The sequence below is a fragment of the Curtobacterium sp. MMLR14_006 genome (assembly GCF_001864985.1).
Taxonomy (GTDB): domain Bacteria; phylum Actinomycetota; class Actinomycetes; order Actinomycetales; family Microbacteriaceae; genus Curtobacterium.
On record NZ_MJGU01000012.1, the window covers coordinates 579050 to 604860 of the forward strand.

26 protein-coding genes and 1 pseudogene are annotated in these 25811 nt (G+C 71.6%); 17 read left to right on the plus strand and 10 right to left on the minus strand.

The features are described 5' to 3' along the window. Positions 1-64 precede the first annotated feature (64 nt). Genes BIU94_RS06305 through BIU94_RS06350 form a run of 10 tightly spaced genes read left to right on the plus strand, consistent with a single transcriptional unit; the run spans position 65 to position 9726 of the window. Positions 65-652, plus strand: a complete 588-nt coding sequence (locus BIU94_RS06305) for a TerD family protein (RefSeq protein ID WP_071255543.1) — start codon at positions 65-67, stop codon at positions 650-652. A gap of 19 nt (positions 653-671) precedes the next feature. Beyond that, positions 672-1253: a TerD family protein gene (locus BIU94_RS06310; RefSeq protein WP_071255545.1), complete on the plus strand. Its 582-nt coding sequence runs from the start codon at positions 672-674 to the stop codon at positions 1251-1253. Positions 1254-1284: 31 nt separating this feature from the next. Beyond that, positions 1285-1863 (plus strand): TerD family protein, encoded by a 579-nt coding sequence (locus BIU94_RS06315; protein WP_071255549.1) that lies wholly within the window; start codon positions 1285-1287, stop codon positions 1861-1863. Between the two features lie 49 nt (positions 1864-1912). Further along, positions 1913-3130 (plus strand): toxic anion resistance protein, encoded by a 1218-nt coding sequence (locus BIU94_RS06320; RefSeq protein ID WP_071255551.1) that lies wholly within the window; start codon positions 1913-1915, stop codon positions 3128-3130. A gap of 18 nt (positions 3131-3148) precedes the next feature. Then, positions 3149-3706 (plus strand): hypothetical protein, encoded by a 558-nt coding sequence (locus BIU94_RS06325; RefSeq protein ID WP_071255553.1) that lies wholly within the window; start codon positions 3149-3151, stop codon positions 3704-3706. Beyond that, positions 3703-4263 carry a TerD family protein gene (locus tag BIU94_RS06330; RefSeq protein ID WP_071255556.1) on the plus strand — a complete coding sequence of 187 codons (561 nt, stop codon included), beginning with the start codon at positions 3703-3705 and terminating at the stop codon, positions 4261-4263. Before BIU94_RS06325 ends, BIU94_RS06330 begins: the two co-directional genes overlap by 4 nt. Continuing rightward, positions 4260-5117 (plus strand): hypothetical protein, encoded by an 858-nt coding sequence (locus BIU94_RS06335; protein ID WP_071255560.1) that lies wholly within the window; start codon positions 4260-4262, stop codon positions 5115-5117. Before BIU94_RS06330 ends, BIU94_RS06335 begins: the two co-directional genes overlap by 4 nt. A gap of 3 nt (positions 5118-5120) precedes the next feature. Further along, entirely contained in the window at positions 5121-6287 is a 1167-nt protein-coding gene (locus BIU94_RS06340) for an HpcH/HpaI aldolase/citrate lyase family protein (protein WP_071255562.1), read from the plus strand. Further along, positions 6284-8920, plus strand: a complete 2637-nt coding sequence (locus BIU94_RS06345; RefSeq protein ID WP_071255565.1) for a phosphoribosyltransferase domain-containing protein — start codon at positions 6284-6286, stop codon at positions 8918-8920. Before BIU94_RS06340 ends, BIU94_RS06345 begins: the two co-directional genes overlap by 4 nt. Next, on the plus strand, positions 8917-9726 hold the full coding sequence (locus BIU94_RS06350) for an HAD family hydrolase (protein WP_071255570.1): 810 nt from the start codon (positions 8917-8919) through the stop codon (positions 9724-9726). The genes BIU94_RS06345 and BIU94_RS06350 overlap by 4 nt, the downstream gene beginning before the upstream one ends. A gap of 140 nt (positions 9727-9866) precedes the next feature. On the opposite strand, the gene BIU94_RS06355 is transcribed toward BIU94_RS06350, so the two are convergent. From BIU94_RS06355 to glgA, 3 genes are all read right to left on the minus strand, one after another. Continuing rightward, positions 9867-10115: a type B 50S ribosomal protein L31 gene (locus BIU94_RS06355; protein ID WP_017887280.1), complete on the minus strand. Its 249-nt coding sequence runs from the start codon at positions 10113-10115 to the stop codon at positions 9867-9869. A gap of 105 nt (positions 10116-10220) precedes the next feature. Then, a complete protein-coding gene (locus BIU94_RS06360; protein ID WP_071255577.1) occupies positions 10221-11003 on the minus strand; it encodes an ABC transporter ATP-binding protein in 783 nt (260 codons plus the stop codon). 9 nt (positions 11004-11012) lie between these two features. Next, positions 11013-12212, minus strand: a complete 1200-nt coding sequence (gene glgA, locus BIU94_RS06365; RefSeq protein ID WP_071255581.1) for a glycogen synthase — start codon at positions 12210-12212, stop codon at positions 11013-11015. Positions 12213-12259: 47 nt separating this feature from the next. Between glgA and BIU94_RS06370 the strand changes: the two genes are divergently transcribed. Together BIU94_RS06370 and serB are read left to right on the plus strand one after the other, a co-directional pair. After that, positions 12260-13501, plus strand: a complete 1242-nt coding sequence (locus BIU94_RS06370; protein WP_071255584.1) for a glucose-1-phosphate adenylyltransferase — start codon at positions 12260-12262, stop codon at positions 13499-13501. Between the two features lie 100 nt (positions 13502-13601). Then, positions 13602-14240, plus strand: coding sequence for a phosphoserine phosphatase SerB (gene serB, locus BIU94_RS06375; RefSeq protein WP_071255589.1), 639 nt, complete (start codon positions 13602-13604; stop codon positions 14238-14240). A 13-nt stretch (positions 14241-14253) separates the two neighbouring features. Here the strand turns inward: serB and fabG are convergent, their stop codons facing one another. Then, entirely contained in the window at positions 14254-14967 is a 714-nt protein-coding gene (fabG, locus tag BIU94_RS06380) for a 3-oxoacyl-ACP reductase FabG (protein ID WP_071255594.1), read from the minus strand. A 189-nt stretch (positions 14968-15156) separates the two neighbouring features. On the opposite strand from fabG, the gene BIU94_RS06385 reads away from it, so the two are divergent. From BIU94_RS06385 to BIU94_RS06395, 3 genes and pseudogenes are all read left to right on the plus strand, one after another. Further along, the gene (locus tag BIU94_RS06385; RefSeq protein ID WP_071255599.1) at positions 15157-15579 is read left to right on the plus strand and encodes a DUF3099 domain-containing protein; all 423 of its coding nucleotides are present in this window, start codon (positions 15157-15159) and stop codon (positions 15577-15579) included. After that, positions 15579-15785: pseudogene (locus BIU94_RS06390) on the plus strand (hypothetical protein); the annotation flags it as partial. The gene BIU94_RS06385 and the pseudogene BIU94_RS06390, both read left to right, overlap by 1 nt. A gap of 98 nt (positions 15786-15883) precedes the next feature. Beyond that, complete coding sequence (locus BIU94_RS06395; RefSeq protein WP_083404621.1) at positions 15884-16852, plus strand: SURF1 family protein; 969 nt, start codon at positions 15884-15886, stop codon at positions 16850-16852. A gap of 631 nt (positions 16853-17483) precedes the next feature. Here the strand turns inward: BIU94_RS06395 and BIU94_RS06400 are convergent. Beyond that, entirely contained in the window at positions 17484-19082 is a 1599-nt protein-coding gene (locus BIU94_RS06400; RefSeq protein WP_071255601.1) for an ABC-F family ATP-binding cassette domain-containing protein, read from the minus strand. Between the two features lie 115 nt (positions 19083-19197). Between BIU94_RS06400 and BIU94_RS06405 the strand changes: the two genes are divergently transcribed. Continuing rightward, positions 19198-19797 (plus strand): biotin transporter BioY, encoded by a 600-nt coding sequence (locus BIU94_RS06405; RefSeq protein ID WP_071255604.1) that lies wholly within the window; start codon positions 19198-19200, stop codon positions 19795-19797. 364 nt (positions 19798-20161) lie between these two features. Here the strand turns inward: BIU94_RS06405 and BIU94_RS06410 are convergent, their stop codons facing one another. From BIU94_RS06410 to sufB, 5 genes are read right to left on the minus strand one after another with little or no spacing between them, the layout of a single operon-like run. Continuing rightward, entirely contained in the window at positions 20162-20491 is a 330-nt protein-coding gene (locus BIU94_RS06410) for a metal-sulfur cluster assembly factor (RefSeq protein WP_071255608.1), read from the minus strand. After that, positions 20491-21264, minus strand: coding sequence for a Fe-S cluster assembly ATPase SufC (sufC, locus tag BIU94_RS06415; protein ID WP_071255612.1), 774 nt, complete (start codon positions 21262-21264; stop codon positions 20491-20493). Before sufC ends, BIU94_RS06410 begins: the two co-directional genes overlap by 1 nt. Before the next feature lie 55 nt (positions 21265-21319). Further along, on the minus strand, positions 21320-21649 hold the full coding sequence (locus tag BIU94_RS06420) for a non-heme iron oxygenase ferredoxin subunit (RefSeq protein ID WP_071255622.1): 330 nt from the start codon (positions 21647-21649) through the stop codon (positions 21320-21322). Further along, a complete protein-coding gene (sufD, locus tag BIU94_RS06425; RefSeq protein WP_071255625.1) occupies positions 21646-22941 on the minus strand; it encodes a Fe-S cluster assembly protein SufD in 1296 nt (431 codons plus the stop codon). Before sufD ends, BIU94_RS06420 begins: the two co-directional genes overlap by 4 nt. Then, positions 22942-24360 carry a Fe-S cluster assembly protein SufB gene (gene sufB / locus BIU94_RS06430; RefSeq protein ID WP_071255626.1) on the minus strand — a complete coding sequence of 473 codons (1419 nt, stop codon included), beginning with the start codon at positions 24358-24360 and terminating at the stop codon, positions 22942-22944. It lies immediately after the preceding gene. A 251-nt stretch (positions 24361-24611) separates the two neighbouring features. Between sufB and BIU94_RS06435 the strand changes: the two genes are divergently transcribed. Next, positions 24612-25586, plus strand: coding sequence for a heme A synthase (locus BIU94_RS06435; protein WP_071255631.1), 975 nt, complete (start codon positions 24612-24614; stop codon positions 25584-25586). Positions 25587-25811 lie beyond the last annotated feature (225 nt).

Below are 25811 nucleotides of genomic sequence, written 5' to 3' on the forward strand. Positions count from 1 at the left end.
GCGTCGCACCGCCCCACACCGCGTCCGCCCCCGGACGTGGACCGACACCACGAAAGGTCACCCCATGGGACTCAGCCTGCAGAAGGGTCAGTCGCTCTCCCTGACGAAGAGCGACGGCAGCGCACTGACGCGCGTCCGACTCGGCCTCGGATGGGACGCCGTCGCCGTCAGGCGCGGGCTCTTCGGGGGCCGCAAGGCCGCCGACGTCGACCTCGACGCCTCGGCGATCTTCTTCGACGCCCAGGGCACCGCGGTCGACTACGTCTGGTTCAACCAGCTCCGCAGCAAGGACGGCTCCGCGCAGCACACCGGTGACAACCTCACCGGTGACGGCGCCGGCGACGACGAGACCATCCGCGTCGACCTGAGCGCCGTGCACCAGAGCGTCGCGCAGATCGTCTTCGTGATCAGCAGCTACAGCCGGCAGACCTTCGACACCGTCGAGAACGCGTTCTGCCGACTCGTCGACGACTCCACGGCCGGCTCCCCCGAGGTCGCCCGCTACCAGCTGACCGACTCCGGCCCGCACACCGCCATGGTGATGGCCAAGGTGTCGCGATCCGGCGGGGGCTGGAGCTTCAGCGCCATCGGCGACCGTGCGAACGGCCGGACCGTGCAGGACCTCGTCGCCCCCGCCTCCGCGGCGCTCTGAGCGGAAGGACCCGCACCAGATGGCTTCCCTCTCGCTCTCCAAGGGCACGAACCTCTCCCTCAGCAAGACCGACCCGGGCCTGCGCCGTGCGATGATCGGCCTCGGCTGGGACCCCCGCACGACGGCCGGTGAGCAGTTCGACCTCGACGCCTCGGCGCTCCTCGTCGCGGCGAACGGCAAGGTCCGCTCGAACGACGACTTCATCTTCTACAACCAGCTGCAGTCCGTCGACGGCGCCGTCGTCCACCAGGGCGACAACCGCACCGGTGAGGGCGACGGCGACGACGAGCAGATCCTCATCGACCTCGACGCCGTCGCGCCCGACGTCGAGCGCGTCGTCATCGTCGTGACCATCGACCAAGCCGAGCTGCGTCGGCAGAACTTCGGCCAGGTCCGCGGCGCGTTCTGCCGCGTCGTGAACGACGAGACCGGCAACGAGGTCGTCCGGTACGACCTCACCGAGGACGCCGCGTCCGAGACCGGGATGATCTTCTCGGAGATCTACCGGTACGACGGTGAGTGGAAGTTCCGCGCGGTGGGCCAGGGCTACGCCACCGGCCTGCGCGGCGTGGCCACCGACTACGGCGTCGTCCTCGACTGACGCCACCCCCGAACGAACGGAAGGCACGACCATGGCAGGACTCACCCTCGCGAAGGGCAACAACCTCTCGCTCACCAAGACGAGCCCCGGATTGACCGTCGCGACCGTCGGCCTCGGCTGGGACCCGCGCACCACCGCCGGTGAGCAGTTCGACCTCGACGCCTCGGCGCTGCTCGTCGGCGCCTCGGGCAAGGTCCGCTCCGACGCGGACTTCATCTTCTACAACCAGCCGCGCAGCGCCGACGGCTCGGTGGAGCACCAGGGCGACAACCGGACCGGCGAGGGCGACGGCGACGACGAGCGCATCGCCATCGACCTGCAGGCCGTGCCCGCCGACGTCGAGCGCGTCGTCATCGTGGTCTCGATCGACCAGGGCGAGGCGCGACGGCAGAACTTCGGCCAGGTCCGCAGCGCGTACTCGCGCGTGCTCGACCAGGACGGCACCGAGATCGTGCGCTACGACCTGTCGGAGGACGCCGCTCCCGAGACCGCGATGATCTTCTCGGAGCTCTACCGCAACGGCGCCGAGTGGAAGTTCCGCGCCGTCGGCCAGGGCTACACGACCGGCCTCGCCGGCATCGCGACGGACTTCGGCGTCCAGCTCGGCTGACCCCGCCGCACCCACCACACCCGCACCGACAGCAACCAGGAGCAGACCGATGCCCGGACCCCTCGCCCCGCCGGAGCCCGCCGACAACGCCGAGGACGCCCTCGTCCTCAAGCCGGCGGACGCCCCGGAGACCGTCACGCCGGACGACGCGCCGGGCATGGTCCCGGTCGACCCGGGTCGGCAGTCGCAGATCGCCGCACAGGCGCGCGACTTCGTGGACGAGGTCGCCGCGCTCGACCCCCGCTCCCCCGAGTTCGGCGACAAGGTCGACGGCATCACGTCGATCGCCGGTGGCGAGATCGCACGCTCCGGCGGCTTCTCGTCGCGCATGCTCGACCGCTCGCAGTCCTCGGTCGCGGGTGCCCGCCGCACCGGTGACAACGCGCAGGTGCGCGTGGCCTCGACCCTGGGCGACCTCCGCTCCACGGTCGAGGACCTCACGCCGAACCAGGCCGACCTCAGCACCGGCCGGAAGATCCTCGGCATGATCCCGGGCGGGAACAAGCTGGCGAAGTACTTCCAGAAGTACGAGTCGGCGCAGACCCAGCTCGACGCGATCATCAAGTCGCTCATGGCCGGGCAGGACGAGCTCCGCAAGGACAACGCCTCGCTCGCCGACGAGAAGGTCCAGCTGTGGGAGACCATGCAGCAGCTGAGCGAGTACGCCGTCTTCGCGAAGGCCCTCGACGCCGCCGCGGTGCAGAAGATCGACACGCTGCGGAACAGCGGCCGTGTCGACGAGGCGCAGAAGCTCGAGTCGGACGTGCTCTTCCCGGTCCGCCAGCGGCACCAGGACATCCTGACCCAGCTCGCGGTGTCGGTGCAGGGCTACCTCGCGATGGACCTCATCCGCAAGAACAACACCGAGCTCATCAAGGGCGTCGAGCGGGCCCGGACCACGACCATCGCCGCGCTGCGCACCGCGGTGATCGTCGCGCAGGCCCTGGCGAACCAGAAGATGGTGCTCGACCAGATCGACGCGGTGAACAACACCACGAACGCGATGATCCTGCAGACGAGCGAGATGCTGCGCGACCAGACGACGCGGATCCACCAGCAGGCGACGAACTCCGGCGTCAGCGTGGAGACGCTGCAGAAGGCGTTCGACAACGTGTTCCAGACGATGGACGCGATCGACACCTTCCGGTCCGAGGCCGCGAAGAACATGTCCTCGACCGTCGCGGCGCTCGAGTCCGGCATCGAACGCTCGAAGCCCTACCTCGAGCGTTCCCTGCAGTCCGACGACTCCAACCGTCCGCCCCGATGACCGAGGCGGTCACGGGCCGTGCGTGACCGGCTCCGCGGGCTCTTCGGCCGCGGTGACGACCCACGTCCGCCCGAGCCGGAGTCCGCGTCGTCGGTCGCCGCTGCCGCGGCGGCGCGCATCGACGTGCGCGGTTCCGGGGGCGCCACCGACGACGCCGCGACGGCCGCGGGTCTCGACGACCTGCGCACGGTCGTCCGTGCCGCCGGCGCCGAGCTCCCGACCGTGATCTCGTCGCGCGTCCGGCACGTCGAGGACCAGCTGCGCCAGGTGTCCCGCACCGTCGTCGCCCAGGGTGCGTCGACCGAGCAGCGGTACCTGTTCCAGGCGATCGTGGGCGACTACGTCCCGACGCCGGTGCGCACCTACCGCTCCCTCCCGCCGGAGGACCGCACGCCCGACAGCGCCACCACCCGGTCGCTGGCGGCCCAACTCGACGTCGTCGCGGAGACGGTGGAGGACATGCACGAACAGATCAGGAGCGGCGCCATCGCCGAGCTCTCCGCGCACGGCCGCTTCCTGCAGGGGCGTCTCGGCGAGGGCGACCCCGGCCTGCGACTGCCGGGAGCGGGCTCGTGACCGGGGAGCTCGTGCCCGGCGCGAACGCCGCGCTCACCGCCGAGAACCCCGACCTGACCGCCGTGGTCGTCGGGATCGCGTGGGAGCAGATCCCGAGCCGCGGCCCGTCCGCCGAGCTCGTGCCCCTGGCGATCGTCTGCGGCACCGACGGCCGTGTGCTCTCCGACGACGACCTGGTGTTCTTCAACCAGATCGACGACGCCTCGGCCGCGGTGCACTACCTGGACGAGTCCGACCAGGAGGAGATCGACGTCGACCTCCGCTCCGTGCCGGAGGCCGTCGACAAGATCGTCTTCGCGGTGTACCTCGACCCGGACCCGCGGTCCCCGAAGGACCTCGGGTCGATCCGCTCGATGGCGATCCGCGTGTGCGCGCCGGACGGCCGTGAGCTCGTGCGCTTCGCACTGCCCTCCGAGCGGAACCACACGATCGACGCCGTCATCCTCGGCGAGCTGTACCGGCACCGCGCCGAGTGGAAGTTCCGTGCCGTCGGGCAGGGCTACACCACGGGCCTCACCGGCCTCCGTGCCGACCACGGCATCGGCCGCGCGCGATGACCGAACGGCACCCGTACCTGCGACGACGCACGCGTCCGGCGCAGGACCATCCGTCGAGCGCAGGCGCCGGAGCGGTCGCCGACGGCCCACATCCGAGCACGAACCCGGGCACGGGCACCGGCGCGGGCACGGCTGCCCCGGTCAACCGCGGTGCCGGGCTGAGCCTCGGGTTCGACCGATCGCCGGCAGCACCGCCCGCGGCACCGCCCGCGGCACCGGCCACCACCCCGCCCGCCTCGCGGACCGCGCCCGCGACCGCCGACGCGACGCGCGCGCCGGGCCGCACGCCGGCGGCGCAGGGGACCGTCTCGGAACGCGTGCTCGAACGCCGACGTGCCCGCGCCTCCCGGGTCCGCCCCTTCCCGGCACCCGATCCGGCCGACGTCAGGATGCTCGGTCCGGAGACCCCGGTCGTGCGCGTCGACCGCCGGCGGTCGGCGGTGGGGGCGCTCCGCGTGTCCGGCGCGACCAGCGTGGCGTGGGAGACCGTCGACGGGATCGTCGGCGCCACGACGTCGGACGGCCGTGCCGCCGGGCGCGACATGCAGACGCCGGGCAACCGGCCCCTGGTCGGCTTCCACGACGGCGACGTCGTCGTCGCGCTCCGGCACGTCCGTTCGCTCCGCCGCGCCCTCGTGATGGCACGCGGCGACGACCGGGCCGTCGTGAGCCTGCACGACGGCACGGTGCTGGCGGTGGACGCCGGCGACCCCGAGACCATGACGATCACCGCGCTGTCGGTGCTCGACGGCGAACTGGAACTGCGGGCGGAACCCTTCCCGCGGGCGTCGCACGACGGCGACGTGTTCGCCGCGTTCGGGTTCGTCCTCTCCGCCCCGAACCCGAGAGGCTGACCGATGCGGCACTTCGCGAACCTGGACGACCACGGCGCGCTGTTCCTGCGCGAACCGGAGGACGTCGGACGCGACAGCGATCCGGCCCTGCGTGCCGTCGCGCTCGGCGCGACCCTGTACGTCCCGGGCATCCGGCCGGACCTGGTGCGCGACGTGCACCGGCAGACGGCGCTCGGTGCCGGGTCCCTGGTGCTCTGCCTCGAGGACTCCGTCGCCGACGACGACCTCCCGCTCGCCGAGCAGCAGGTCGAGCACGCGCTCCGACTGCTCGCCACCGAGGACGACCCGGCGGTGCTGCCGCAGCTCTTCCTGCGCGTGCGCAGCCCCGAGCACCTCGAGCGCCTCGTCGAGCGGTTCGGTGAGCGCCCGCTCGACGCGCTGAGCGGCATCGTGCTGCCGAAGTTCGAGGCGACCGACGGCGCCGGGGAACGGTACTTCTCCGTCCTCGACCGGGTGAACGCCACGCGGAGCGGCGGCCGACGGCTGCTCGTCATGCCGATCCTCGAGTCGCCGTCGATCATGCACCGCGAGACCCGGGCGACGACGCTCGCCGGCATCCACGAGCTGCTCGCCGCCAGACGGGCCGACGTGCTGGCGGTGCGCATCGGCGCGACCGACCTGTCGAGCGTCTTCGGGCTCCGGCGCCCGTCCGACCTCACCGTGCACGACGTGCACGTCCTCGCCTCCGTCATCGGCGACGTCGTCAACACACTCGGCCGCGCGAACGACGGGTTCGTCGTCGCGGGGCCCGTGTGGGAGCACTACCCCTCGTCGGACCGCGTGTTCAAGACCCAGCTCCGCACCACCCCGTTCCAGGAGGCCGGCGACCTGGCACTGCGCCGCCAGCTGCTGCTCGAGGGCTTCGACGGCCTGCTCCGCGAGGTGGCGCTCGACCGCGCGAACGGCCTCACCGGCAAGACGGTCATCCACCCGCGTCACGTGCCGCTCGTGCACGCGATGTCGGTGGTGACCGACGAGGAGTACTCGGACGCCTCCGACGTGCTCGCCCGGGAGTCGGGCGGGGTCGCCCCCTCGCGCTACGGCAACAAGATGAACGAGATGAAGCCGCACCACGCCTGGGCCGAGCGCACGATGCTGCGTGCCCGTGCGTTCGGCGTGTCCACCCCCGACGTGACCTACGTCGACCTGCTCGAGCGGAGCCTCCCGTGAACGTGCCCCTGCCGTCCCCCGCCGACCTGGGCCTGGCCGTCGTCGACGCCGACGGGCAGCAGGGCCCGACGGTGCCGCTCGGCGACCTCGTGCGCCTGGCGCTGCGCCGCAACCCGAAGCGAGCGCACCTGCTCGTCTCGACGGTGCTCGCCAAGCACGTGCCGACCGTGCCGGCGGTCGCGCTGCTCGCCGGCGAGGCCCTCGGCACCCTCGTGGCCGACCTGCTCGACGCCCCCGCACGTCCACGCTTCGACGACGCCGTCGTCGCACGGCTCGACGCGGTGCTCCGCGACCAGCGAGCGATCACCGAGCGCACCGATGCCGACGTCGACGTGGATGCCGACCTCGACGTGGACGTCGACCGCTCGTCCGGGCTGCACCGCGCGGCCACGACGCTCCGCACCGACCTCGCCGCGCACCGGACCGACCACCCGGACGTGCTCGTCCTCGGCTTCGCCGAGACCGCCACCGCCCTCGGTGCGCTCGTCGCCGAGACCCTCGGGTCCGCGTACCTGCACTCCACCCGGCACGACCCGCCCGGCTCCGTGCCGGCCGCGGGGTTCTCCGAGGAGCACTCCCACGCCACCGCGCACCGGCTGCTGCCGGCGGACGCCGACTGGCTGCCCCGGGACGGCACGGTCGTGCTCGTCGACGACGAGCTGAGCACCGGCCGCACCGCCCGCGAGACCATCCGCGCCCTGCACGCCGTCGCGCCGCAGCGCCACTGGGTCGTCGCGAGCCTCGTCGACCTGCGGTCCGCGGCGGACACCGCTGCGACCGCGGCTCTCGCCGACGAGCTCGGCGCCCGCGTCGACGTCGTCGCCCTCGGCCGGGGTCGGGTCGACCTGCCGGCGGACGTCCTGGACACCGCCGCGGCGCTCGTGGCCTCGGGCGCGAGTCGGCCGACGGACGGTGCCCGCACCGGGTCCGCGCCCGGGCTCCCGGAGCCGTCCCCGGTCCGCGTCGCCGCCCCGGCCACCACCGTGGACCGCCACGGCACCCCCGCGGCACGGGTCCGACAGCCGCGCACCGACGTCGAGGGCATCGCGGCCGACGTGCTCGCCCGGCTCGACCCGACCGCCAGGCGGGTGCTCGTGCTCGGCACCGAGGAGCACATGCACACGCCGCTCACGGTCGCCGACGCCCTCCGCCGGCAGAGCGGACGCGACGTCCGGTCCTCGACGACGACCCGCTCCCCCGTCGCGATCCTCGACGACCCGGCGTGGCCGATCCGCTCCGGCGTCCGGCACCGTTCCCACGACCGCACCGTCGACGGTCCGGGCGAGCGCTACGCCTACAACGTCCGCGGGTTCGACGCGATCGTCGTCCTGCCGGAGCCCGGCACGGACACCGCCGCACTCGAGGGCGACGACGGCCTGCTCGCCGCCCTCGGCGCGGTCGCCCCCCAGGTCGTCGTGGTCGACAGCCCGCTCGCCGGGACCACGGCGCACACCCCACCGCGACCGCTCACCGGGCCATCGTTCGGGTCCTACGAGCCCGACGACGTCACCTGGCTGCTGCAGGACCTGGCGGACGCCGAGCTCGAGGCCGACACCGCGTCGCGGGAGCGCGCGATCCAGCTCGAGGGCGCGAACTACGCGGAGTCGCTCCCGGTCGAGTACGTGCCGTCCGACGCCTACGAGGAGCTCTACCGCGACGCGCTCGACCGCTCGGCGGAACGCATCGCCGAGGCGGTCGGGGTCGTCACCGAACTGGTGCTCCGGGACCGCCCTCGAGCCGTCCTCGTCTCGCTCGCCCGCGCCGGCACCCCGGTCGGCGTCCTCATGCGCCGCTGGGCCCTCGAACACCACGACGTCCTGCTGCCGCACTACACGGCGAGCATCGTCCGCGGGGTGGGCATCGACGAGACGGCCCTGCGCTGGCTCGCCGCCCACCACGACCCCGAGCAGGTCGTGTTCGTCGACGGCTGGACGGGCAAGGGCGCCATCACCCGGGAGCTCACCGACGCACTCGACCGCTTCGCGGCGACGGACGGGCTCCGGTTCCGCAGCGACCTCGCCGTCCTCGCCGACCCGGCCGGCTGCACCCCGCTGCACGGCACCCGCGAGGACTACCTCGTGCCGTCCGCCTGCCTCAACTCCACCGTGTCCGGGCTCGTGTCCCGCACGGTGTTCAACCGCCGCTGGACGCCGGAGGGCACCCTGCACGGCGCGAAGCAGTACCGGGACCTCGCCGACCGCGACCGGTCCCGCTCCTACATCGCGACGATCGCCGAGCGCTTCCCCGACGTGACCGCCCGCGTGCAGGAGACGATCGACCGCGAACCGCCGACCGGCACCGCCCCGGAGCGCGCCGTCGACTGGCGGGGCATGCGCACCGTCGAGGCCGTCGGCGCGGAGTTCGGCATCGAGGACCTGCACCTCGTCAAGCCCGGCGTCGGCGAGACGACCCGCGTGCTGCTCCGCCGTGTGCCGTGGCAGGTGCTCGTCCGCGACCCGGACGACCCGGACGTCGCGCACGTCGTCGCCCTGTCACGGGAGCGCGGCGTCCCGGTGGTCGCGCGCCCGGACCTGGCGTACAGCTGCGTCGGGCTCATCCATCCCCTGGGGAGCCGTGTCGCGGAGACCGGCCACACCGCGACCGCCGACAGCACCGCGGCGGCCCGCGCATGACCGCGCTCGTCGGCTTCGACCTCGACCGCACCATCGTCTACTCGGCCGCCGCGCTGCTGCTCGACGGCCCGGACCACGAGGCCCCGCCGCTCGTCGTGGCCGAGGTGTACGACGGCGCTCCGCTGTCGTTCATGACCCGGCAGGCCGAGGGCGCCCTCGCCGAGCTCGCCGCCCGGGCGACCGTCGTCCCGGTGACGACCCGCACCGTCGCGCAGTACCGCCGGATCCGGCTGCCGCTGCCGGCCGGCGGCTGGGCGGTCACCACGAACGGTGCCGTCGTGCTGCACGACGGCGTCCCCGACGAGGACTGGACGACGTCCCTGCGCGCCGAGATCGACGCGACGTCGGCCCCGCTCGCCGAGGCCGAGCGCGGGCTGCTCGCCGCGGTGCCCCCGGCGGCGTTGCTCCGGCACCACCGTGCCGAGGAACTCTTCGCGTACGCGGTGGTCGAGCGTCGTGCGCTGCCCGACAACGCGCTCGCGGAGCTCACCGCCGCGATGACCGCGATCGGGTGGACCGTCTCGCTGCAGGGCCGGAAGCTCTACGTCGTGCCGACCGCCGTGCGCAAGGAGCGTGCCCTCGCCGCCGTCGCCGAGCGCATCGGCGCCACTCGGACCGTCGCGGCCGGCGACTCTCTGCTCGACCAGGCGATGCTCGTGTGGGCGGACGTCGCGATCCGGCCGGCGCACGGCGAGCTCGACGCCGCCGGGTGGACCGCGCCGGGCCTCGTCGTCACGGACGCCCGCGGGGTCCTGGCCGGCCAGGAGATCATCGACCGGGCTCGCGCGGCCGTCGACGCCGCCTGACGGAGCAGCGGGGGCGCGGGTTCCGGCACACGGACCCTGCGCTCACGCAGGACGCGAATCCAGCTCCCGCCGCGCCCCGCACACGCAGAACGGGCGGCCCTCCCGCAGGAGGACCGCCCGTTCCGGCGTACCGGGGCTGCTTACTTGGAGAAGCCCTTGAAGCGCTGGTTGAACTTCTCGACGCGACCGGCCGAGTCGAGGATGCGCTGCTTGCCCGTGTAGAACGGGTGCGAAGCGGACGAGATCTCGACGTCGATCACCGGGTAGGTGGCACCGTCGAGCTCGATCGTCTTGTCGCTGTTCGCGGTGGAACGCGTCAGGAAGGTCTCACCGGAGGCCAGGTCGCGGAAGACGATGGCGCGGTACTCGGGGTGGGTGTCGGTCTTCATGGGGATTCCTCTGTAGCGGTCGTGAGCAATTGCGCGAACTGCGCGGGAAGTCATCGGCTTGCGCCAGCCGTCCACGTTACCAGAGAGACGGCCGGATCGGGAGCGCTACGCCGCGCGCGCCGTCCAGCGATCCGCGTCCTTCGTGACGGTCAGCGCGATGCCGAACGCCTCGGTGAGGGTCGCGTCGGTCAGGACGTCGTCGATCGGGCCGGCCGCCTGCACGTGGCCGTCGGCCAGGACGAGCGCGTGCGTGAAGCCGGCGGGGATCTCCTCGACGTGGTGGGTGACGATCACGATCGCCGGCGAGTCCGAGCTCTGGGCGTAGCCGCCGAGGGTCCGGACGAGGCTCTCGCGGGCACCGAGGTCGAGCGATGCGGCGGGCTCGTCGAGGAACAGGATCTCCGGGTCCGTCATCACCGCGCGGGCGATCTGGACACGCTTCTGCTCGCCGTCGCTCAGCTCACCGAAGGTGCGGTCGGTGAAGGCGCCGAGGCCCCACTCGTCGAGCACGCGCTGAGCGCGACGGACGTCGAGCTCCTCGTACTCCTCGTTCCAGCGCCCCGTCACCGAGTACGCCGCGGTGAGCACGACGTCGATGACCTTCTCGGTCACCGGGATGCGGCGGGCGAGCGCGGTCGACGCGAAGCCGATGCGGGGCCGGAGCTCGAACAGGTCGGCCCCGCCGAGCTCGGTGCCGAGCACCTCGACGTCGCCCGAGGTCGGGAACGTCTGCGCCCCGGCGACCTGCAGCAGCGTGGTCTTGCCGGCGCCGTTCGCGCCGAGCACGACCCAGCGTTCGTCGTCCTGCACCTCCCACGAGATCGTGTCGAGGATGGTGGCCCCGTTGCGGACCACGGAGACGTCTGACAAGCGCACGACCGAGGGCATGCGACCAGCCTACGGGGTCCGGGCCAGCACCTCGTCGTAGACCTGCCGTGTCCTGGTGGCGATCGCGTCCCAGGTGAACTCGGTCTCGACGCGCAGGCGTCCGGCGCGGCCCATCAGCTTCGCCAGGCCCTCGTCGGCGAGCACCTCGGTGAGGGTCGCCGCCAGGTCCGCCACGAAGCGGTCGGGGTCGGTCGGGGTGCCCGTGCCGTCCTGGACCTGGTCGATCGGGACGATCCGGCCGGTCAGTCCGTCGGCCACGACCTCGGGGATGCCCCCGGTGCCGGTGCCGACGACGGGGATCCCGCAGGCCATCGCCTCGAGGTTGACGATGCCGAGCGGCTCGTACACCGACGGGCAGACGAACACGGTGCCGGAGGACAGCACGTTCACGATCTCGCGGTGCTCGAGCATCCGGTCGATCCAGACGACGCCCTCGCGCTGCTCCCGGAGGCCCTCGACGAGGCCGGTGACCTCGGCCATGATCTCCGGGGTGTCCGGCGCGCCGGCGCACAGGACGATCTGCACCTCGGCGGGCAGGGACGCCACGGCGCGGAGCAGGTAGGGCAGCCCCTTCTGGCGGGTGATGCGCCCGACGAAGACGACGCTGGGCCGCGAGGGGTCGATGCCGAGGGCACGCACGGCGTCCTCGTCGACGGTCGGCTTCCACTCGTCGATGTCGATGCCGTTGTAGACGACGTGCACCTTGGCGGGGTCGATGGACGGGTAGGACCGCAGGATGTCCGCGCGCATCGCCTTGGACACGGCGATGACGCCGTCGGCCTGCTCGAACGCCTCGCGCTCCATCCAGCTCGACAGGCGGTAGCCGCCGCCGAGCTGCTCGGCCTTCCACGGACGCAGCGGCTCGAGGCTGTGGGCGGTGACGACGTGCGGGATGCCGTGCGTCAACTGCGCGATCCGGCCCGCGGCGTTCGCGTACCAGGTGTGCGAGTGCACGAGGTCGGCGCCCTCGACGTCGGCCGCGATGGCGACGTCGGTGCCGAGTGCCTGCAGCGCACCGTTGGCCTGCTCGAGGCCGGCGGGGGTCCGGTAGGCCCAGACGTCGGCCTCGTCGCGGAACGCCCCGAAGGCGCGGACGCGCACCTCGGTGTCGGTCCCGGACCGCAGCGCCGAGGTCAGTTCGGCAACGTGGACACCTGCTCCGCCGTAGACCTCCGGCGGATACTCCCTGGTCAGTAGATCGACTCGCACCGGTTCAACGTAACGGGTTCCCAGTGCTGACGCCTACTGTGAGCGTCATGGCACCAAAGAAGGTATTCGGCATCGTGCTCGCCGGAGGCGAGGGAAAGCGGCTCATGCCGCTCACGGCCGACCGCGCGAAACCCGCTGTCCCGTTCGGCGGGAACTTCCGGCTCATCGACTTCGCGCTCTCGAACCTGGTGAACTCCGGTCTGCAGAAGATCGTCGTCCTCACCCAGTACAAGTCCCACAGTCTCGACCGGCACGTCGCCGAGACCTGGCGCATGGAGGGCCTGCTCGGCTCGTACGTCGCCTCGGTCCCCGCGCAGCAGCGCCTCGGCAAGCGCTGGTTCGCCGGCTCGGCCGACGCGATCCTGCAGTCGCTCAACCTGCTGCGCGACGAGCGTCCCGACATCGTGGTGGTCGTCGGCGCCGACCACGTGTACCGGATGGACTTCGACCAGATGGTCCAGGCGCACATCGAGTCCGGCCGCAGTGCCACGGTCGCCGCGATCCGCCAGCCCATCGGCCTCGCCGACCAGTTCGGCGTCATCCAGGTCGACCCGGACGACCCGACGAAGATCGACGCGTTCCTCGAGAAGCCGAAGGACGCGGTCGGCCTGGCCGACTCCCCCGGCGAGGTCCTCGCGTCGATGGGCAACTACGTGTTCAACGCCGACGCCCTCGTCGACGCCGTCCTGCGCGACGGCCAGGTCGAGTCCTCGGCCCACGACATGGGTGGCGACATCGTCCCGGACTTCGTGGCCCGCGGCGACGCCGGCGTGTACGACCTGCAGCGCAACGACGTCCCCGGCTCCACCGACCGCGACAAGTACTACTGGCGCGACGTGGGGACGATCGACTCGTTCTTCGACGCCCACATGGACCTCATCGCGCCGGTGCCGGTCTTCAACCTGTACAACCAGGACTGGCCGATCTTCAACCAGCAGACGAACCTGCCCCCGGCGAAGTTCGTCCGCGACGCGAACGGCAACACCGGCTCCACGGTCGACTCGCTCGTGTCGCTCGGCTGCCTGGTGTCCGGGGCGCAGGTCGAGCGCAGCATGATCGGCCCCTGGTGCGGCATCGACTCTGGCGCGAAGGTGCTCGACTCGATCGTCTTCGAGCGCGCCACCATCGGCGCAGGGGCAGTCGTGCACCGCGCCATCCTCGACAAGGACGTCGTCCTCGCCCCCGGCGCCCAGGTGGGCGTCGACCGCGAGGCCGACGAGGCCCGCGGCTTCACCGTGACCGAGTCCGGGATAACCGTGGTCGGCAAGGGCGTCCGCGTCGAGGCGTAGCGTCGGCCGCCCGCGTCAGCGGGTCCACCAGGACCGGACAGGAGGCACGGCTCGCGTCACACGACGCAGCCGCGCCTCCTGCTGTCGGTACCGTTGGTGCGTGCCCCGCTTCCTCGTCGTCCTCGATGCCGATTCCACCCTCCTCGAGGACGAGGTCATCGAACTCCTCGCCGACAGCGCCGGGACCCGGCCACAGGTGGCGGCGATCACGGAGCGCGCCATGCGCGGGGAACTCGACTTCGCCGAGAGCCTCCGGGAGCGTGTCGCGACCCTGGCGGGCCTCCCGGCCGACGTGTTCCGACGCGCACAGCAGGCGGTCCGCGTGACGCGGGGCGCCGACCAGCTCGTCCGCGGCGTGCACGCCGCGGGCGGGACCGTCGGGGTGGTGTCCGGCGGCTTCCACGAGGTCCTCGACCCGTTCGCCGAGCGGCTCGCGCTCGACCACTGCCGCGCGAACCGGCTCGGGGTCGCCGACAGCGTGCTCACCGGGCGCGTCCTCGGCGAGGTCGTCGACGCGCGCGCCAAGGCCGACGCCCTGCGGGAGTGGGCCGCGGCCGACGGGGTCGACGACGTCCGCACCGTCGCGGTCGGCGACGGGGCGAACGACCTCGAGATGATGCGGGTCGCCGCGCTCTCGGTGGCGTTCGACGCGAAGCCGCGCGTCCGCGAGCAGGCCGACGTCGCCGTGGTCGACCGCGACCTGTCGACGGTGCTCGCGACGCTCGGCCTGCGCGGCTGAGGCGCCAGGGGGGCTAGTGGCCCATCCCGAGGCCGCCGTCGACGGGGATGATCGCCCCCGAGACGTAGCCGGCGCCGTCGCTCGCCAGGAACAGCGTCGCGTCGGCGACGTCGTCGACGGTGCCGTAGCGCGCGGCGGGGATCTGCTTCTTGAACTCGGCCTGCAGCTCGGCGGGGAGCGCCGCCGTCATGTCGGTCTGGATGAACCCCGGCGCGACGACGTTCGCCGTGATGCCGCGGGAGCCGAGCTCGCGCGTGATCGACCGCGCCATGCCGACGAGCGCCGCCTTCGACGAGGCGTAGTTGACCTGCCCGACCTGCCCGTAGGCGCCGACGACGCTCGACATGAGCACGATGCGGCCGAACTTCGCCTTCATCATGCCCTTCGTCGCGCGCTTCACGACGCGGAAGGTGCCGGTGAGGTTCGTGTCGACGACGCTCGTGAAGTCCTCCTCGGACATGCGGAGCAGCAGCTGGTCGTTCGTGACGCCGGCGTTCGCGACGAGGACCTCGATCGGTCCGAGCTCGGCCTCGACCTGCGTGAAGGCCGCGTCGACCGAGGCCGTGTCGGTGATGTCGGCCTGCACGGTGAGCGCGCCCTCGGGACCGCCCTGGCCGCTGCGCGACGTCACGGCGACGCGGTGCCCGGCGGCGACGAACCGCGCTGCGAGCGCGTGGCCGATGCCGCGGTTGCCGCCGGTGATGAGGACGGTACGGGGGGTGGTCATGAGCGCTCCGTTCGGTGGTGGTCTGCCGGCGGGTCGCACCGGATCACCGGCGGACACGCCCGGACGAGCGTACCGGAGGCACCGCGGCCGTCCGGCCTGCGCACGACGCGCCGTCCGGCGTGCGCGCGCCGTGACCGCGCACGGCCTCGCGGGCTTAGGCTGGAGACCTGGTAGACGGAGACCATCTGTATGAAGAGCACGCACACGAGCATCACGACGCTCCCGGATTCGCCGGAGCAGGACCGGGCGCACCGCCTGTCCCGCTACATCTGGCAGATGGCCGTCAGGGTCGTCCTGTTCATCGTCGCCGTGCTGGTCTGGACGACCTGGCACTCGTGGTTCGCGGTCATCCCGATCGTCCTCGCGGCCGTGATCCCCTGGGTCGCCGTCGTCATCGCGAACGCGGGCAGCCGCACCGAGAGCGACATGGTCTCCCCCGCCGGCTCGATCGTGCTCTACGACGCGGTCGACCCGCGCCTGCGTGAACAGCAGGAGGACGCCCGCGCCCAGGCCTACCGCGACGAGCAGGACCGTCTGCGCGAGCAGGCCCAGAACGCGCAGGACGAGTGGCAGCGCAACGGCGACCGATCGAAGATGTGGGGTCACCGCTGATGGGCGCGACCTTCGACCTGCACACCGAGCCGGGTTCGACGCCGGTGTGCTCGCGGGCCGGCTGCACGTCGACCGCCGCGTGGCGCGTCAACTGGCGCAACCCGCGCATCCATTCCGCCGACCGCGTGAAGATCTGGGCGGCGTGCGACGAGCACCGTGACTTCCTGGCCGACTACCTGCGGTCCCGCTCCTTCCCGGTGCGCGTCACCGGCATGCACGAGGACGTCGACCACCTCGACGACGAACGCGACCCGTCAGCGGCTCCCAAGAACGACGTCGGGGTGCGCTCCACCGGCACCTCGCGATGACGGAGCCGTTCGACCCGCACTCCCGCTACGGCCGAAAGCACGCCGCCCGGCTGCAGCAGGCCACCGCGCACGTCCGACGCGACGACGAGTCCCCCCGCGACCCGGACGAGCCGTTCGTCGGGTGGCGCTTCGTCCGCAGCCGCCGCTGGCTCGGCTACTTCGCGATCGCCGTGGCCTTCGCGATCGTGTGCGCACTGTTCGGCATGTGGCAGTGGGACCGCCGGAACGAGGCCGTCCGCCAGAACGAGCAGGTCGCGCAGAACTACGACCACACCCCCGTCCCGCTCGACCAGGCGCTGCCGACGGCGTCGAGCTGGCAGGACGAGCAGGAGTGGCTCCGCGTCGCCGTCACCGGTCGCTACGACACCGACGCCCAGCTCCTCGTCCGCAACCGCGTGCACAACGGACAGCCCGGGTTCGAGGTCCTCACCCCGCTCGTCACCGCGGAGGGCCGCGCCTTCATCGTGGACCGCGGCTGGGTCCCGACCGGCAACGCGCAGGACGCCCCCGACCACGTGCCCGCTCCCCCGTCGGGCGAGGTCACCGCGATCGTCCGTCTGCAGGAGAGCGAGCCCCGCATCCCCGGCCGCACCGACCCGGCGCACACCGACCAGGTGCAGTCGGTGACCCTCGGCGACGTCGCGAAGAAGGTCGACACCCCGATCTGGACCGGCGCCTACGGCCAGCTCGCGTCGGAGTCCCCCGCCCCCGCCGAGGCACGTCCCCTCGGCTGGGAACGCCCGAACGCCGACACCGGCCTGCACCTGAGCTACTTCATCCAGTGGTTCCTGTTCGCGGCGGGGGGCTTCGGCTTCCTGGCGTACGTGATGGTGCAGGAGTACCGCAACCTCAACCAGGACGACCCCGAGGAACGCGAGCGCGCCCTCGAGCGGCAGCGCCGCAAGGACGCCAAGCCGAAGACCGACGCCGAGATCGAGGACGAGCTGCTCGCGTCGCGGCGCTGATCCGCGCGTGGGGTGTAGTTCCGCGCGTCGGAGGTCGTTCCGCGCGTAGGAGGCACTTTCGCGCGTAGGAGGCCGAACGTTCCGCCCAACTATGCGCGATTCACCTTCCCATGCCGCGCGCGATGGGAACTTCCGCGCGTGAGAAGACTTCCCGCCGCAGGGCGCTGCAGATGCGCGCGTGGCTGGCAGTTCCGCGCGTAGGAGGCCGAACCTTCCGCCCCACGACGCGCACTTCACCTTCCCATGCGGCGCGCGATGGGAACTCTCGCGCATGGTGAGCCTCGTCGCCCTCGGTGAACAGCTCTGCGCGTGGTGAGCAGTTCCGCGCGTAGGAGGCTCGACGTTCCGCCCACCGACGCGCGGTTCGTCTTCCCATGCCGAGCGCGATGGGACGTGACCTTCCGCCGACGACAACAACTCCCACTGCAGGACCAGCACAGCTAGGCCCCACGCCCCATCCCACGCAGACCGCGCACCGCACACACCACCGAGAGCCGACGTTCCACCCCACCACGCGCGGATCGACTCCCCGCCCGGACGTCGTCAGGTGCGCACACGACGGACGGGAGGCCCGCGGCGATCTCGCCACGGGCCTCCCGTCCGTCAAGCCGGTCCCACCAGACCAACGCGCCTAGGCGAGCTCGATGAGCTCCGCGTAGTCCTTGTTCCAGTGGTCCTCGGTGCCGTCCGGCAGGAGCAGCACGCGCTCGGGGTTGAGCGCCTCGACCGCGCCGGCGTCGTGGGACACCAGGACGACCGCGCCCTCGAAGCCGGCGAGGGCGTTGAGGATCTCCTCGCGCGACGCCGGGTCCAGGTTGTTCGTCGGCTCGTCGAGCAGCAGGACGTTCGCGCCCGAAACCACGATCATCGCGAGCGACAGTCGGGTCTTCTCGCCGCCGGAGAGGACACCGGCCTTCTTGTAGCCGTCGTCGCCGGTGAACAGGAATGACCCGAGCACGCGACGGGCCTCGGTCTCGTTGAGGTCGGTCGACGCCGACACCATGTTCTCGATCACGGTGCGGTTGACGTCGATGTTCTCGTGCTCCTGCGCGTAGTAGCCGATGCGCAGGCCGTGGCCGGGCTGGATCTCGCCGGTGTCGGGCAGGTCAGCGCCCGCCAGGATCCGCAGCAGCGTCGTCTTGCCCGCGCCGTTGAAGCCGAGGATCACGACGCGCGAGCCGCGGTCGATCGCCAGGTCGACGCCCGCGAAGATCTCGAGCGACCCGTAGGACTTCGACAGCCCCTCGGCCATGAGCGGCGTTCGGCCGCACGGGGCGGGCGTCGGGAAGCGGATCTTCGCGACACGGTCGGCGACGCGCTCGTCCTCGAGGCCGGCGAGCAGCTTGTCGGCGCGCGCGACCATCTGGTGCGCTGCGGCTGCCTTCGACGCCTTGGCGCCGAAGCGGGCGGCCTGGTCCTTGAGCGTGGCGGCCTTCTTCTCGGCGCCCGCGCGCTCCTTGCGGCGGCGCTCCTCGTCGGCGACGCGCTGCCGCTGGTAGAGCTTCCAGCCCATGTTGTAGATGTCGATGGTCTGCCGGTTCGCGTCGAGGTAGAACACGCGGTTGACGACCTCGTCCACGAGTTCGACGTCGTGGGAGATGATGATGACGCCGCCGGGGTAGGTCTTCAGGTGCTCGCGCAGCCAGACGACCGAGTCGGCGTCGAGGTGGTTGGTCGGCTCGTCGAGGATCATCGTCTCGGCGTCCGAGAACAGGATCCGGGCGAGCTCGATGCGTCGACGCTGGCCACCGGACAGGGTCTTCAGCTGCTGGTCGAGGATGCGGTCCGGCAGCTTGAGGTTCGAGGCGATCGACGCGGCCTCGGCCTCGGCCGCGTAGCCGCCGAGCGCGTTGAACTGGTCGTCGAGACGGCTGTAGCGGCGCATCGCCTTCTCGGCCACGGCCGCGTCGTCGCTCGCCATGTCGAGCGTCGCGAGGCGGATGCCCTCGACGAGCTCACCGAGCCCGCGAGCATCGAGGATGCGCTTGCGGGCGGTCTCCTCCGGGTCGCCGGAGCGCGGGTCCTGCGGCAGGTAGCCGATCTCGCCACCGCGCTCGATCTTGCCGTCCGTGGGCTGGGTCTCCCCGGCCAGGGCCTTGGTCATCGTCGTCTTCCCCGCGCCGTTGCGGCCGACGAGTCCGATCTTGTCGCCCTTCTCGACACGGAAGGAGACGTCCTCCATGAGGAGACGAGCTCCGACGCGGATCTCGAGTTCGTGCACGGCAAGCACAGTGGACGTCCAATCAGTTGGTGGTTTTGCACAACGACGTGTGCGGGAGGTGCACCGCTACGCTGACGGGACCGATGGTCCCGAACGGGACCAGCAGTCCATTCTAGGAGAATCCATGACGAACGCCACCGGGTTCGCTCCCCGCGCAGTCCTCGCCGACCGTCTCCGGTCGCACGGCCTGGCCACGAACGCCGCCCTGGTCGCCGGCGGAGCGCTCTTCACCGCCGCGATGGCACAGCTCGAGGTCCCGATGTGGCCGGTCCCGATCACCGGGCAGACGCTCGCCGTCGTGCTCGTCGGCGCGACGCTCGGCGCACGCCGCGGCATGCTCTCGCTGCTCGTCTACGCAGTCGCCGGACTCGCAGGCGCCCCGTTCTTCGCCGACATGCAGGGCGGCCTGCAGGCACTCGCCCTGCCGAGCTTCGGGTACGTCATCGGCTTCATCCCGGCCGCCGGGCTCGTCGGCTGGCTCGCGCGCCGCGACTGGGACCGTCACGTCGGTCGCGCAGCGGTCGCGATGCTGCTCGCCAGCGCCGTCCCGTTCGTGACCGGCCTCCCCTGGCTCGCCGTGGCGCTCGGCCAGCTCGGCGCCCCGAACGACGTCCAGTCGGTGCTCGCCGCCGGCCTGTACCCGTTCGTCGTCGGTGGCATCGCCAAGGCCCTCATCGCCGCCGGCGTCCTGCCGCTCGCGTGGAAGGCGCTCGGGCGCCGCTGAGCGTGCCGACGACGGCCCCGCACCGGTTCGGTGCGGGGCCGTTCTGCGCACGGGCGCCGAGGTCGCAGGACACGCCGCGAGCAGTTCGCCGAGGTCGCACGAAGTGCCGCCGGATCGCGTCGCGAGCGACAGATTGCGCGACCTCGGCGGCGCGCCCAGCGCGCAGCGCGCGTACGGCCGGGTGCCGAGGTCGCAAGAACCGCCGCCGGCGGTTCGCCGAGGTCGCACGAAGTGCCGCCAGATCGCGTCGCGAGCGACAGATTGCGCGACCTCGGCGGCGCGCCCCGCGCGTGACGCACCGACGAACGGACGGGAGGCGCGGTGCCAGCTGGCACCGCGCCTCCCGTCCGTCGGTGGGTCGCGACTAGATCGCGAACCCGAGGGCGCGCATCATCTCGCGCCCGTCGTCGGTGATCCGCTCCGGACCCCACGGCGGCATCCAGACCCAGTTGATGCGGAACGCGTCCACGATGCCGTCGAGGGCGTTCGCGGTGTCGCCCTCGATGACGTCGGTCAGCGGGCAGCCGGCGCTCGTGAGCGTCATGCTGATGACGAGCGCGTTCGCGTCGTCGTCCCAGGCGAGGTCGTAGATGAGCCCGAGGTCGACGATGTTGACGCCGAGCTCCGGGTCCTGGACCTCCTTGAGGCCCTCGACGACCTCGTCGAACTTCTCGGGTGCCAGTGCGGCGATCATCAGGCCTGCACCTCGGCGGCCGCGGCCTGCACGTAGCGGTCGTAGCCCTCGTTCTCGAGGCGCTCGGCGAGCTCCGGGCCGCCCTGCTCCGCGACCTTGCCGGCGACGAAGACGTGCACGAAGTCCGGCTTGATGTAGCGGAGGATGCGCGTGTAGTGCGTGATGAGCAGCACGCCGAGGCCGGTGGCGGCCTTGGCGCGGTTGACGCCCTCGGACACGATCTTCAGCGCGTCGACGTCCAGGCCGGAGTCGGTCTCGTCGAGGACGGCGAACTTCGGCTTGAGGAGCTCGAGCTGCATGATCTCGTGGCGCTTCTTCTCGCCGCCGGAGAAGCCCTCGTTGACGTTGCGCTCGGCGAACGACGAGTCCATCTTGAGGTCGGCCATCGACTGGCGGAGCTCCTTGATCCAGCCGCGCAGGGCCGGGGCCTCGCCGTCGATCGCCGTCTTGGCGGTGCGGAGGAAGTTCGACACCGTCACGCCGGGGATCTCGACCGGGTACTGCATGGCGAGGAACATGCCCGCACGGGCACGCTCGTCGACGCTCATCGCGAGGACGTCCTGGCCGTCGAGCGTGATCGAGCCGCCGACCACGTTGTAGCGGGGGTGCCCGGCGATCGTGTACGCGAGGGTCGACTTGCCGGAGCCGTTCGGCCCCATGATCGCGTGGATCTCGCCCTCGTTGATGGTGAGGTCGACACCCTTGAGGATGTCCTTCGTGCCCTGATCGGTGTCGATCGAGACCTTGAGGTCACGGATTTCCAGAGTGGACATTGCGTTCCTTCGGTTGCAGCTGTGGTGCGGCGTCAGCCGCGGGAAGTGTGGGGGCTCAGTCGACCGGGACGACGTCCTGGACGTCGACGTAGACGTCGCCGTCGCGGACCTCGACCCGGAAGACCGGGACCGGCTCGTAGGCCGGGAAGTTCTGCGGCTTGCCGGTGGTCAGTGAGAAGCGGGACCCGTGGGCCCAGCACTCGAGCGAGTCGCCCTCGACGAACCCCTCGGCGAGCGAAATGTCGCCGTGCGTGCAGGTGTCGCCGATCGCGTGGACTGTGCCGGCGGAGTCCTTCACGATGGCGACGGCCGTACCGCCGACGACGACCCGCATCGGGCTGTCCACCGCGATGTCGGCTTCGGCGCAGACCTTCTCGGCCATCAGGCGGTCGCCTCGGTGTTCTCGGACGCAGCGTCGGTGGGCTCAGCGGGTGCCGCGATGACCGAACGGCCCTCCGCCAGCTCCTGCTCGACGGCGGCGATGAGACGTTCCTCGAGCTCGGGCGCGCCGATCTTCTGGATGATCTCGACCAGGAAGCCGAGCACGACGAGGCGACGGGCCTCTTCCTCCGGGATCCCGCGGGCCTGCAGGTAGAACAGCTGCTCGTCGTCGAAGCGCCCGGTCGCGCTCGCGTGGCCGGCGCCCTCGATGTTGCCCGTCTCGATCTCGAGGTTCGGGATGCTGTCGGCGCGGGTGCCGTCCGTCAGCACGAGGTTGCGGTTCTGCTCGTACGAGTCGGTGCCGTCGCCGGCGCGCCCGATCAGGACGTCGCCGATCCAGACGGTGTGCGCCCCCTGGCCCTGCAGCGCGCCCTTGTAGTTGACCCGACCGCGCGTGTTCGGCGCGTCGTGGTTCACGTAGACCTGCTGCTCGATGTACTGACCCGCGTCGGCGAAGTAGACGCCGTACATCTCGGTGTCGGCGCCCTGGGCACCGAGGTGCGTCGAGGGGTTGACCCGGACGACGTCGCCGCCGAGCGAGACCACGACGTGCTTGAGGAAGGCGTCGCGGCCGACCTCGGCGAAGTGGGTCGCGACGTGCACCGCGTCGTCGTCCCAGTCCTGCACGCTGACGACCGTCAGCCGCGCGCCGTCCTGCACGACGATCTCGACGTTCTCGGTGAGGAGCGCGGAACCCCGGTTGTCGAGGACGACGATGCCCTGCGCGTGCGGCTCGGCGGTGATCACCGTGTGCGCCGCGCGGGGCTGGGAACCGAAGTCCGAACGGGTCAGCGTGATGAACTCGTTCGCGTCGGTGGCCGTGATCGTGACCGCGAGCACCGCGTCCCGCGCGGACCAGGCCGCCGCGGCGGCGCGGTCCTCGGGGAGCCCGGCGGAACCGACGCGGGGGTCGTCGCTGCGACCCCAGTCCACGTCGGCACCGTCGGACTGGCGCGCGAGGTACGGGTAGGCGGACCCGTCGAGTCCGCCGTCGAGCAGCGGCTGGAGCTTCGCGAGCGGCGCGAACTTCCAGTTCACCTCGCGCCCGGTGACCGCCGGGAACGCGTCGAGGTCACCGGACTGGAACCGCTCGGAGCGGGTCTGGACCGGGACGGTCTTGTCGGGGGCGTCCCAGCCGCCGTCGGAGTGGGCTCCGGCGCCGTGCTGGGTCCCGCCCTGGGCGGGGGCCGCGGGCTCGATCGGCTGGTCGATGTGGGGAGGGGTGGTGCTGGACATCTAGCCGACGGATCCTTCCATGCTCATCTCGATGAGCTTGTTGAGTTCGAGTGCGTACTCCATCGGGAGCTCACGGGCGATCGGCTCGATGAAGCCGCGCACGATCATCGCCATCGCCTCGTCCTCGGGCATGCCGCGGGACATCAGGTAGAAGAGCTGCTCCTCGCTGACCCGCGAGACCGTGGCCTCGTGACCGAGCTGCACGTCGTCGACCCGGATGTCGATCGCCGGGTAGGTGTCGCTCCGGCTGATCGTGTCCACCAGCAGCGCGTCACAGCGCACGGTGTTCGCCGAGTGGTGTGCGCTGGCGTCGACGCGGACCTCGCCGCGGTACCCGGCACGACCGCCACCGCGGGCGATCGACTTCGAGACGATCGACGACGTCGTGTACGGCGCCATGTGGACCATCTTCGCGCCGGCGTCCTGGTGCTGGCCCGGGCCGGCGAAGGCGACCGACAGGGTCTCGCCCTTGGCGTGCTCGCCGGCGAGGTAGATCGACGGGTACTTCATCGTCACCTTGGAGCCGATGTTGCCGTCGATCCACTCCATCGTCGCGCCCTCGTGCGCGATCGCACGCTTGGTGACGAGGTTGTAGACGTTGTTCGACCAGTTCTGGATCGTCGTGTACCGCACGCGGGCGTTCTTCTTCACGATGATCTCGACGACGGCCGAGTGCAGCGAGTCCGACTTGTAGATCGGGGCGGTGCAGCCCTCGATGTAGTGGACGTACGAGTCCTCGTCCGCGATGATCAGCGTCCGCTCGAACTGGCCCATGTTCTCGGTGTTGATCCGGAAGTAGGCCTGCAGCGGGATCTCGACGTGCACGCCCTTCGGGACGTAGACGAACGAGCCACCGGACCAGACGGCCGTGTTCAGCGCGGCGAACTTGTTGTCGCCGGCCGGGATCACGGTGCCGAAGTACTCCTCGAACAGCTCGGGGTGCTCGCGGAGCGCCGTGTCGGTGTCCATGAAGATGACGCCCTGCTGCTCCAGGTCCTCGCGGATCTGGTGGTAGACGACCTCGGACTCGTACTGCGCGGCGACACCGGCGACGAGGCGCTGGCGCTCCGCCTCGGGGATGCCGAGCTTCTCGTAGGTCTCACGGATGTCGGCGGGCAGGTCCTCCCACGACTGCGCCTGCTTCTCCGTGGAGCGCACGAAGTACTTGATGTTGTCGAAGTCGATGCCGGTCAGGTCGGCACCCCACGTCGGCATCGGCTTGCGGCCGAAGAGCGACAACCCCTTGAGGCGGTTCTTCAGCATCCACTCGGGCTCGCCCTTGAGGTTCGAGATGTCGGTGACGACCTCGTCCGAGACACCGCGACGGGCGGAGGCGCCGGCCGAGTCGGAGTCGGACCAGCCGAACTCGTATTGGCCGAGCCCTTCGAGCTCGGGACGGTCGATGAGCACGTCGGACATGGTCTCCTCGTTTCCTTCTCGCGGACAGCGTTCTCGGGTGTGAACCCGTGGCGTCTGGACGCCATTCCACCGCAGACCGCCGACAGGCGGACACGGTGCTGCTCCCTCGCAACGACAATGGTTCCACGCAGTCCGTGGAGTGATCGGCGAACTCGGCTCATTCGGAGCCGGCGCCTGCCTAGACTTGACTGCTGCTGAACCCTCGAATCCTACAGGTTCACTGCACGGAACAACAGGAAGGCACCACCCTCGTGACACGCGTCGGAACCCCCGTCGAGCAGGACGTCCGCTCCGAGCCGTGGTGGTCGCTCCCCCGCGTGGTCGACGCTCGCGTGGTCGCGCTCGCATGGGCGTCGTTCGTCGTCGAGGTCCTGCTGATCGGCACCGGCGGCCTCGTGCGGCTCACCGCGTCCGGTCTCGGCTGCCCGACCTGGCCGAAGTGCACCGCGGAGTCGCTCGTGTCCACGCCCGAGATGGGCATCCACGGGGTCATCGAGTTCGGCAACCGCCTGCTCACGTTCGTGCTCGTCGTCGTCGCCGTCGCGATGTTCCTGGCGGTCGTCCGGATGCTCCGCACCCGGCCCGAGCTGTTCTGGCTCGCGTTCGCCCAGGGCGTCGCGATCCCGGTGCAGGCCGTCATCGGCGGGCTGAGCGTCCTCACGAGCCTGAACCCGTTCGTGGTCGGCCTGCACTTCGTGGTCTCGGCCGCCCTCACCGCCGTCACCGCGGCCCTCGTCTACCGCACCGTGCACGGTCCCCGCACCGCCGACCGGCTCGTGCCCGCCTGGTACACCGGCGTCGTCCGCGCCACCGTCGCCGCGGTCGTCGTCACCGTGCTCGTCGGCATCCTCACCACCGGCAGCGGCCCGCACGCCGGCGCCGACGAGAAGGTCGACGGCGGACGCCTGCACCGCACCGGCTTCGACCCCGCGGTCATGGAGCACGTGCACGCCTGGCCGGCCTACGCCCTCTTCGCCCTCACCCTCGTGCTCGTCGTCGGCGCGGTGCGCCTGCGGCTGTCGAGCAAGTGGGCGCTCCTGCTGCTCGTCGTCGAGTTCCTGCAGATCGCGGTCGGCCTGACGCAGGCCCGGACGGGGCTGCCGGCCGGCCTCGTCGGCACGCACATGGTGCTCGCCGGGCTGCTCGTCGGCGCGACCACCGCCGTCGTGCTCTCGACCCGGGGCAGTGCCGGCCGCCTCGCCCTGCGGGAACCGCTCGACGCCTGACGCCCGGGCGCGTCGCGCCCTCGGCACCGTTCCGCGACACCCCACGAGTCGATCGACTCGTGGGGTGTCGCTCGTTGCGCACGCATCCGGTGCGTGCGCATCGAGCGTCAGTGCGCGCGACGATCGACCGGTGGATCGTCGCAGCACGCGTGCGCCCCGCGCCCCACGCCCACGCCCACGCCCACGCCCACGCGTGCACCGTGCGGCCGGGAGGCCCGGGGCGGC

What these genes read in the sequence shown, in the direction of transcription:
- BIU94_RS06310 (WP_071255545.1), top strand. Translation starts at nt 672, where the DNA reads ATGGCTTCCCTCTCGCTCTCCAAGGGCACGAACCTCTCCCTCAGCAAG.
- sufB (WP_071255626.1), bottom strand. Translation starts at nt 24,360, where the DNA reads ATGTCCGACGTGCTCATCGACCGTCCCGAGCTCGAAGGGCTCGGCCAA.
- fabG (WP_071255594.1), bottom strand. Translation starts at nt 14,967, where the DNA reads ATGACCACCCCCCGTACCGTCCTCATCACCGGCGGCAACCGCGGCATC.
- BIU94_RS06395 (WP_083404621.1), top strand. Translation starts at nt 15,884, where the DNA reads ATGACGGAGCCGTTCGACCCGCACTCCCGCTACGGCCGAAAGCACGCC.
- BIU94_RS06410 (WP_071255608.1), bottom strand. Translation starts at nt 20,491, where the DNA reads ATGATCGCCGCACTGGCACCCGAGAAGTTCGACGAGGTCGTCGAGGGC.
- sufC (WP_071255612.1), bottom strand. Translation starts at nt 21,264, where the DNA reads ATGTCCACTCTGGAAATCCGTGACCTCAAGGTCTCGATCGACACCGAT.
- BIU94_RS06340 (WP_071255562.1), top strand. Translation starts at nt 5,121, where the DNA reads ATGCGGCACTTCGCGAACCTGGACGACCACGGCGCGCTGTTCCTGCGC.
- BIU94_RS06405 (WP_071255604.1), top strand. Translation starts at nt 19,198, where the DNA reads ATGACGAACGCCACCGGGTTCGCTCCCCGCGCAGTCCTCGCCGACCGT.
- BIU94_RS06360 (WP_071255577.1), bottom strand. Translation starts at nt 11,003, where the DNA reads ATGCCCTCGGTCGTGCGCTTGTCAGACGTCTCCGTGGTCCGCAACGGG.
- BIU94_RS06350 (WP_071255570.1), top strand. Translation starts at nt 8,917, where the DNA reads ATGACCGCGCTCGTCGGCTTCGACCTCGACCGCACCATCGTCTACTCG.
- BIU94_RS06305 (WP_071255543.1), top strand. Translation starts at nt 65, where the DNA reads ATGGGACTCAGCCTGCAGAAGGGTCAGTCGCTCTCCCTGACGAAGAGC.
- BIU94_RS06315 (WP_071255549.1), top strand. Translation starts at nt 1,285, where the DNA reads ATGGCAGGACTCACCCTCGCGAAGGGCAACAACCTCTCGCTCACCAAG.
- BIU94_RS06370 (WP_071255584.1), top strand. Translation starts at nt 12,260, where the DNA reads ATGGCACCAAAGAAGGTATTCGGCATCGTGCTCGCCGGAGGCGAGGGA.
- BIU94_RS06385 (WP_071255599.1), top strand. Translation starts at nt 15,157, where the DNA reads ATGAAGAGCACGCACACGAGCATCACGACGCTCCCGGATTCGCCGGAG.
- BIU94_RS06335 (WP_071255560.1), top strand. Translation starts at nt 4,260, where the DNA reads ATGACCGAACGGCACCCGTACCTGCGACGACGCACGCGTCCGGCGCAG.
- sufD (WP_071255625.1), bottom strand. Translation starts at nt 22,941, where the DNA reads ATGTCCAGCACCACCCCTCCCCACATCGACCAGCCGATCGAGCCCGCG.
- BIU94_RS06355 (WP_017887280.1), bottom strand. Translation starts at nt 10,115, where the DNA reads ATGAAGACCGACACCCACCCCGAGTACCGCGCCATCGTCTTCCGCGAC.
- BIU94_RS06320 (WP_071255551.1), top strand. Translation starts at nt 1,913, where the DNA reads ATGCCCGGACCCCTCGCCCCGCCGGAGCCCGCCGACAACGCCGAGGAC.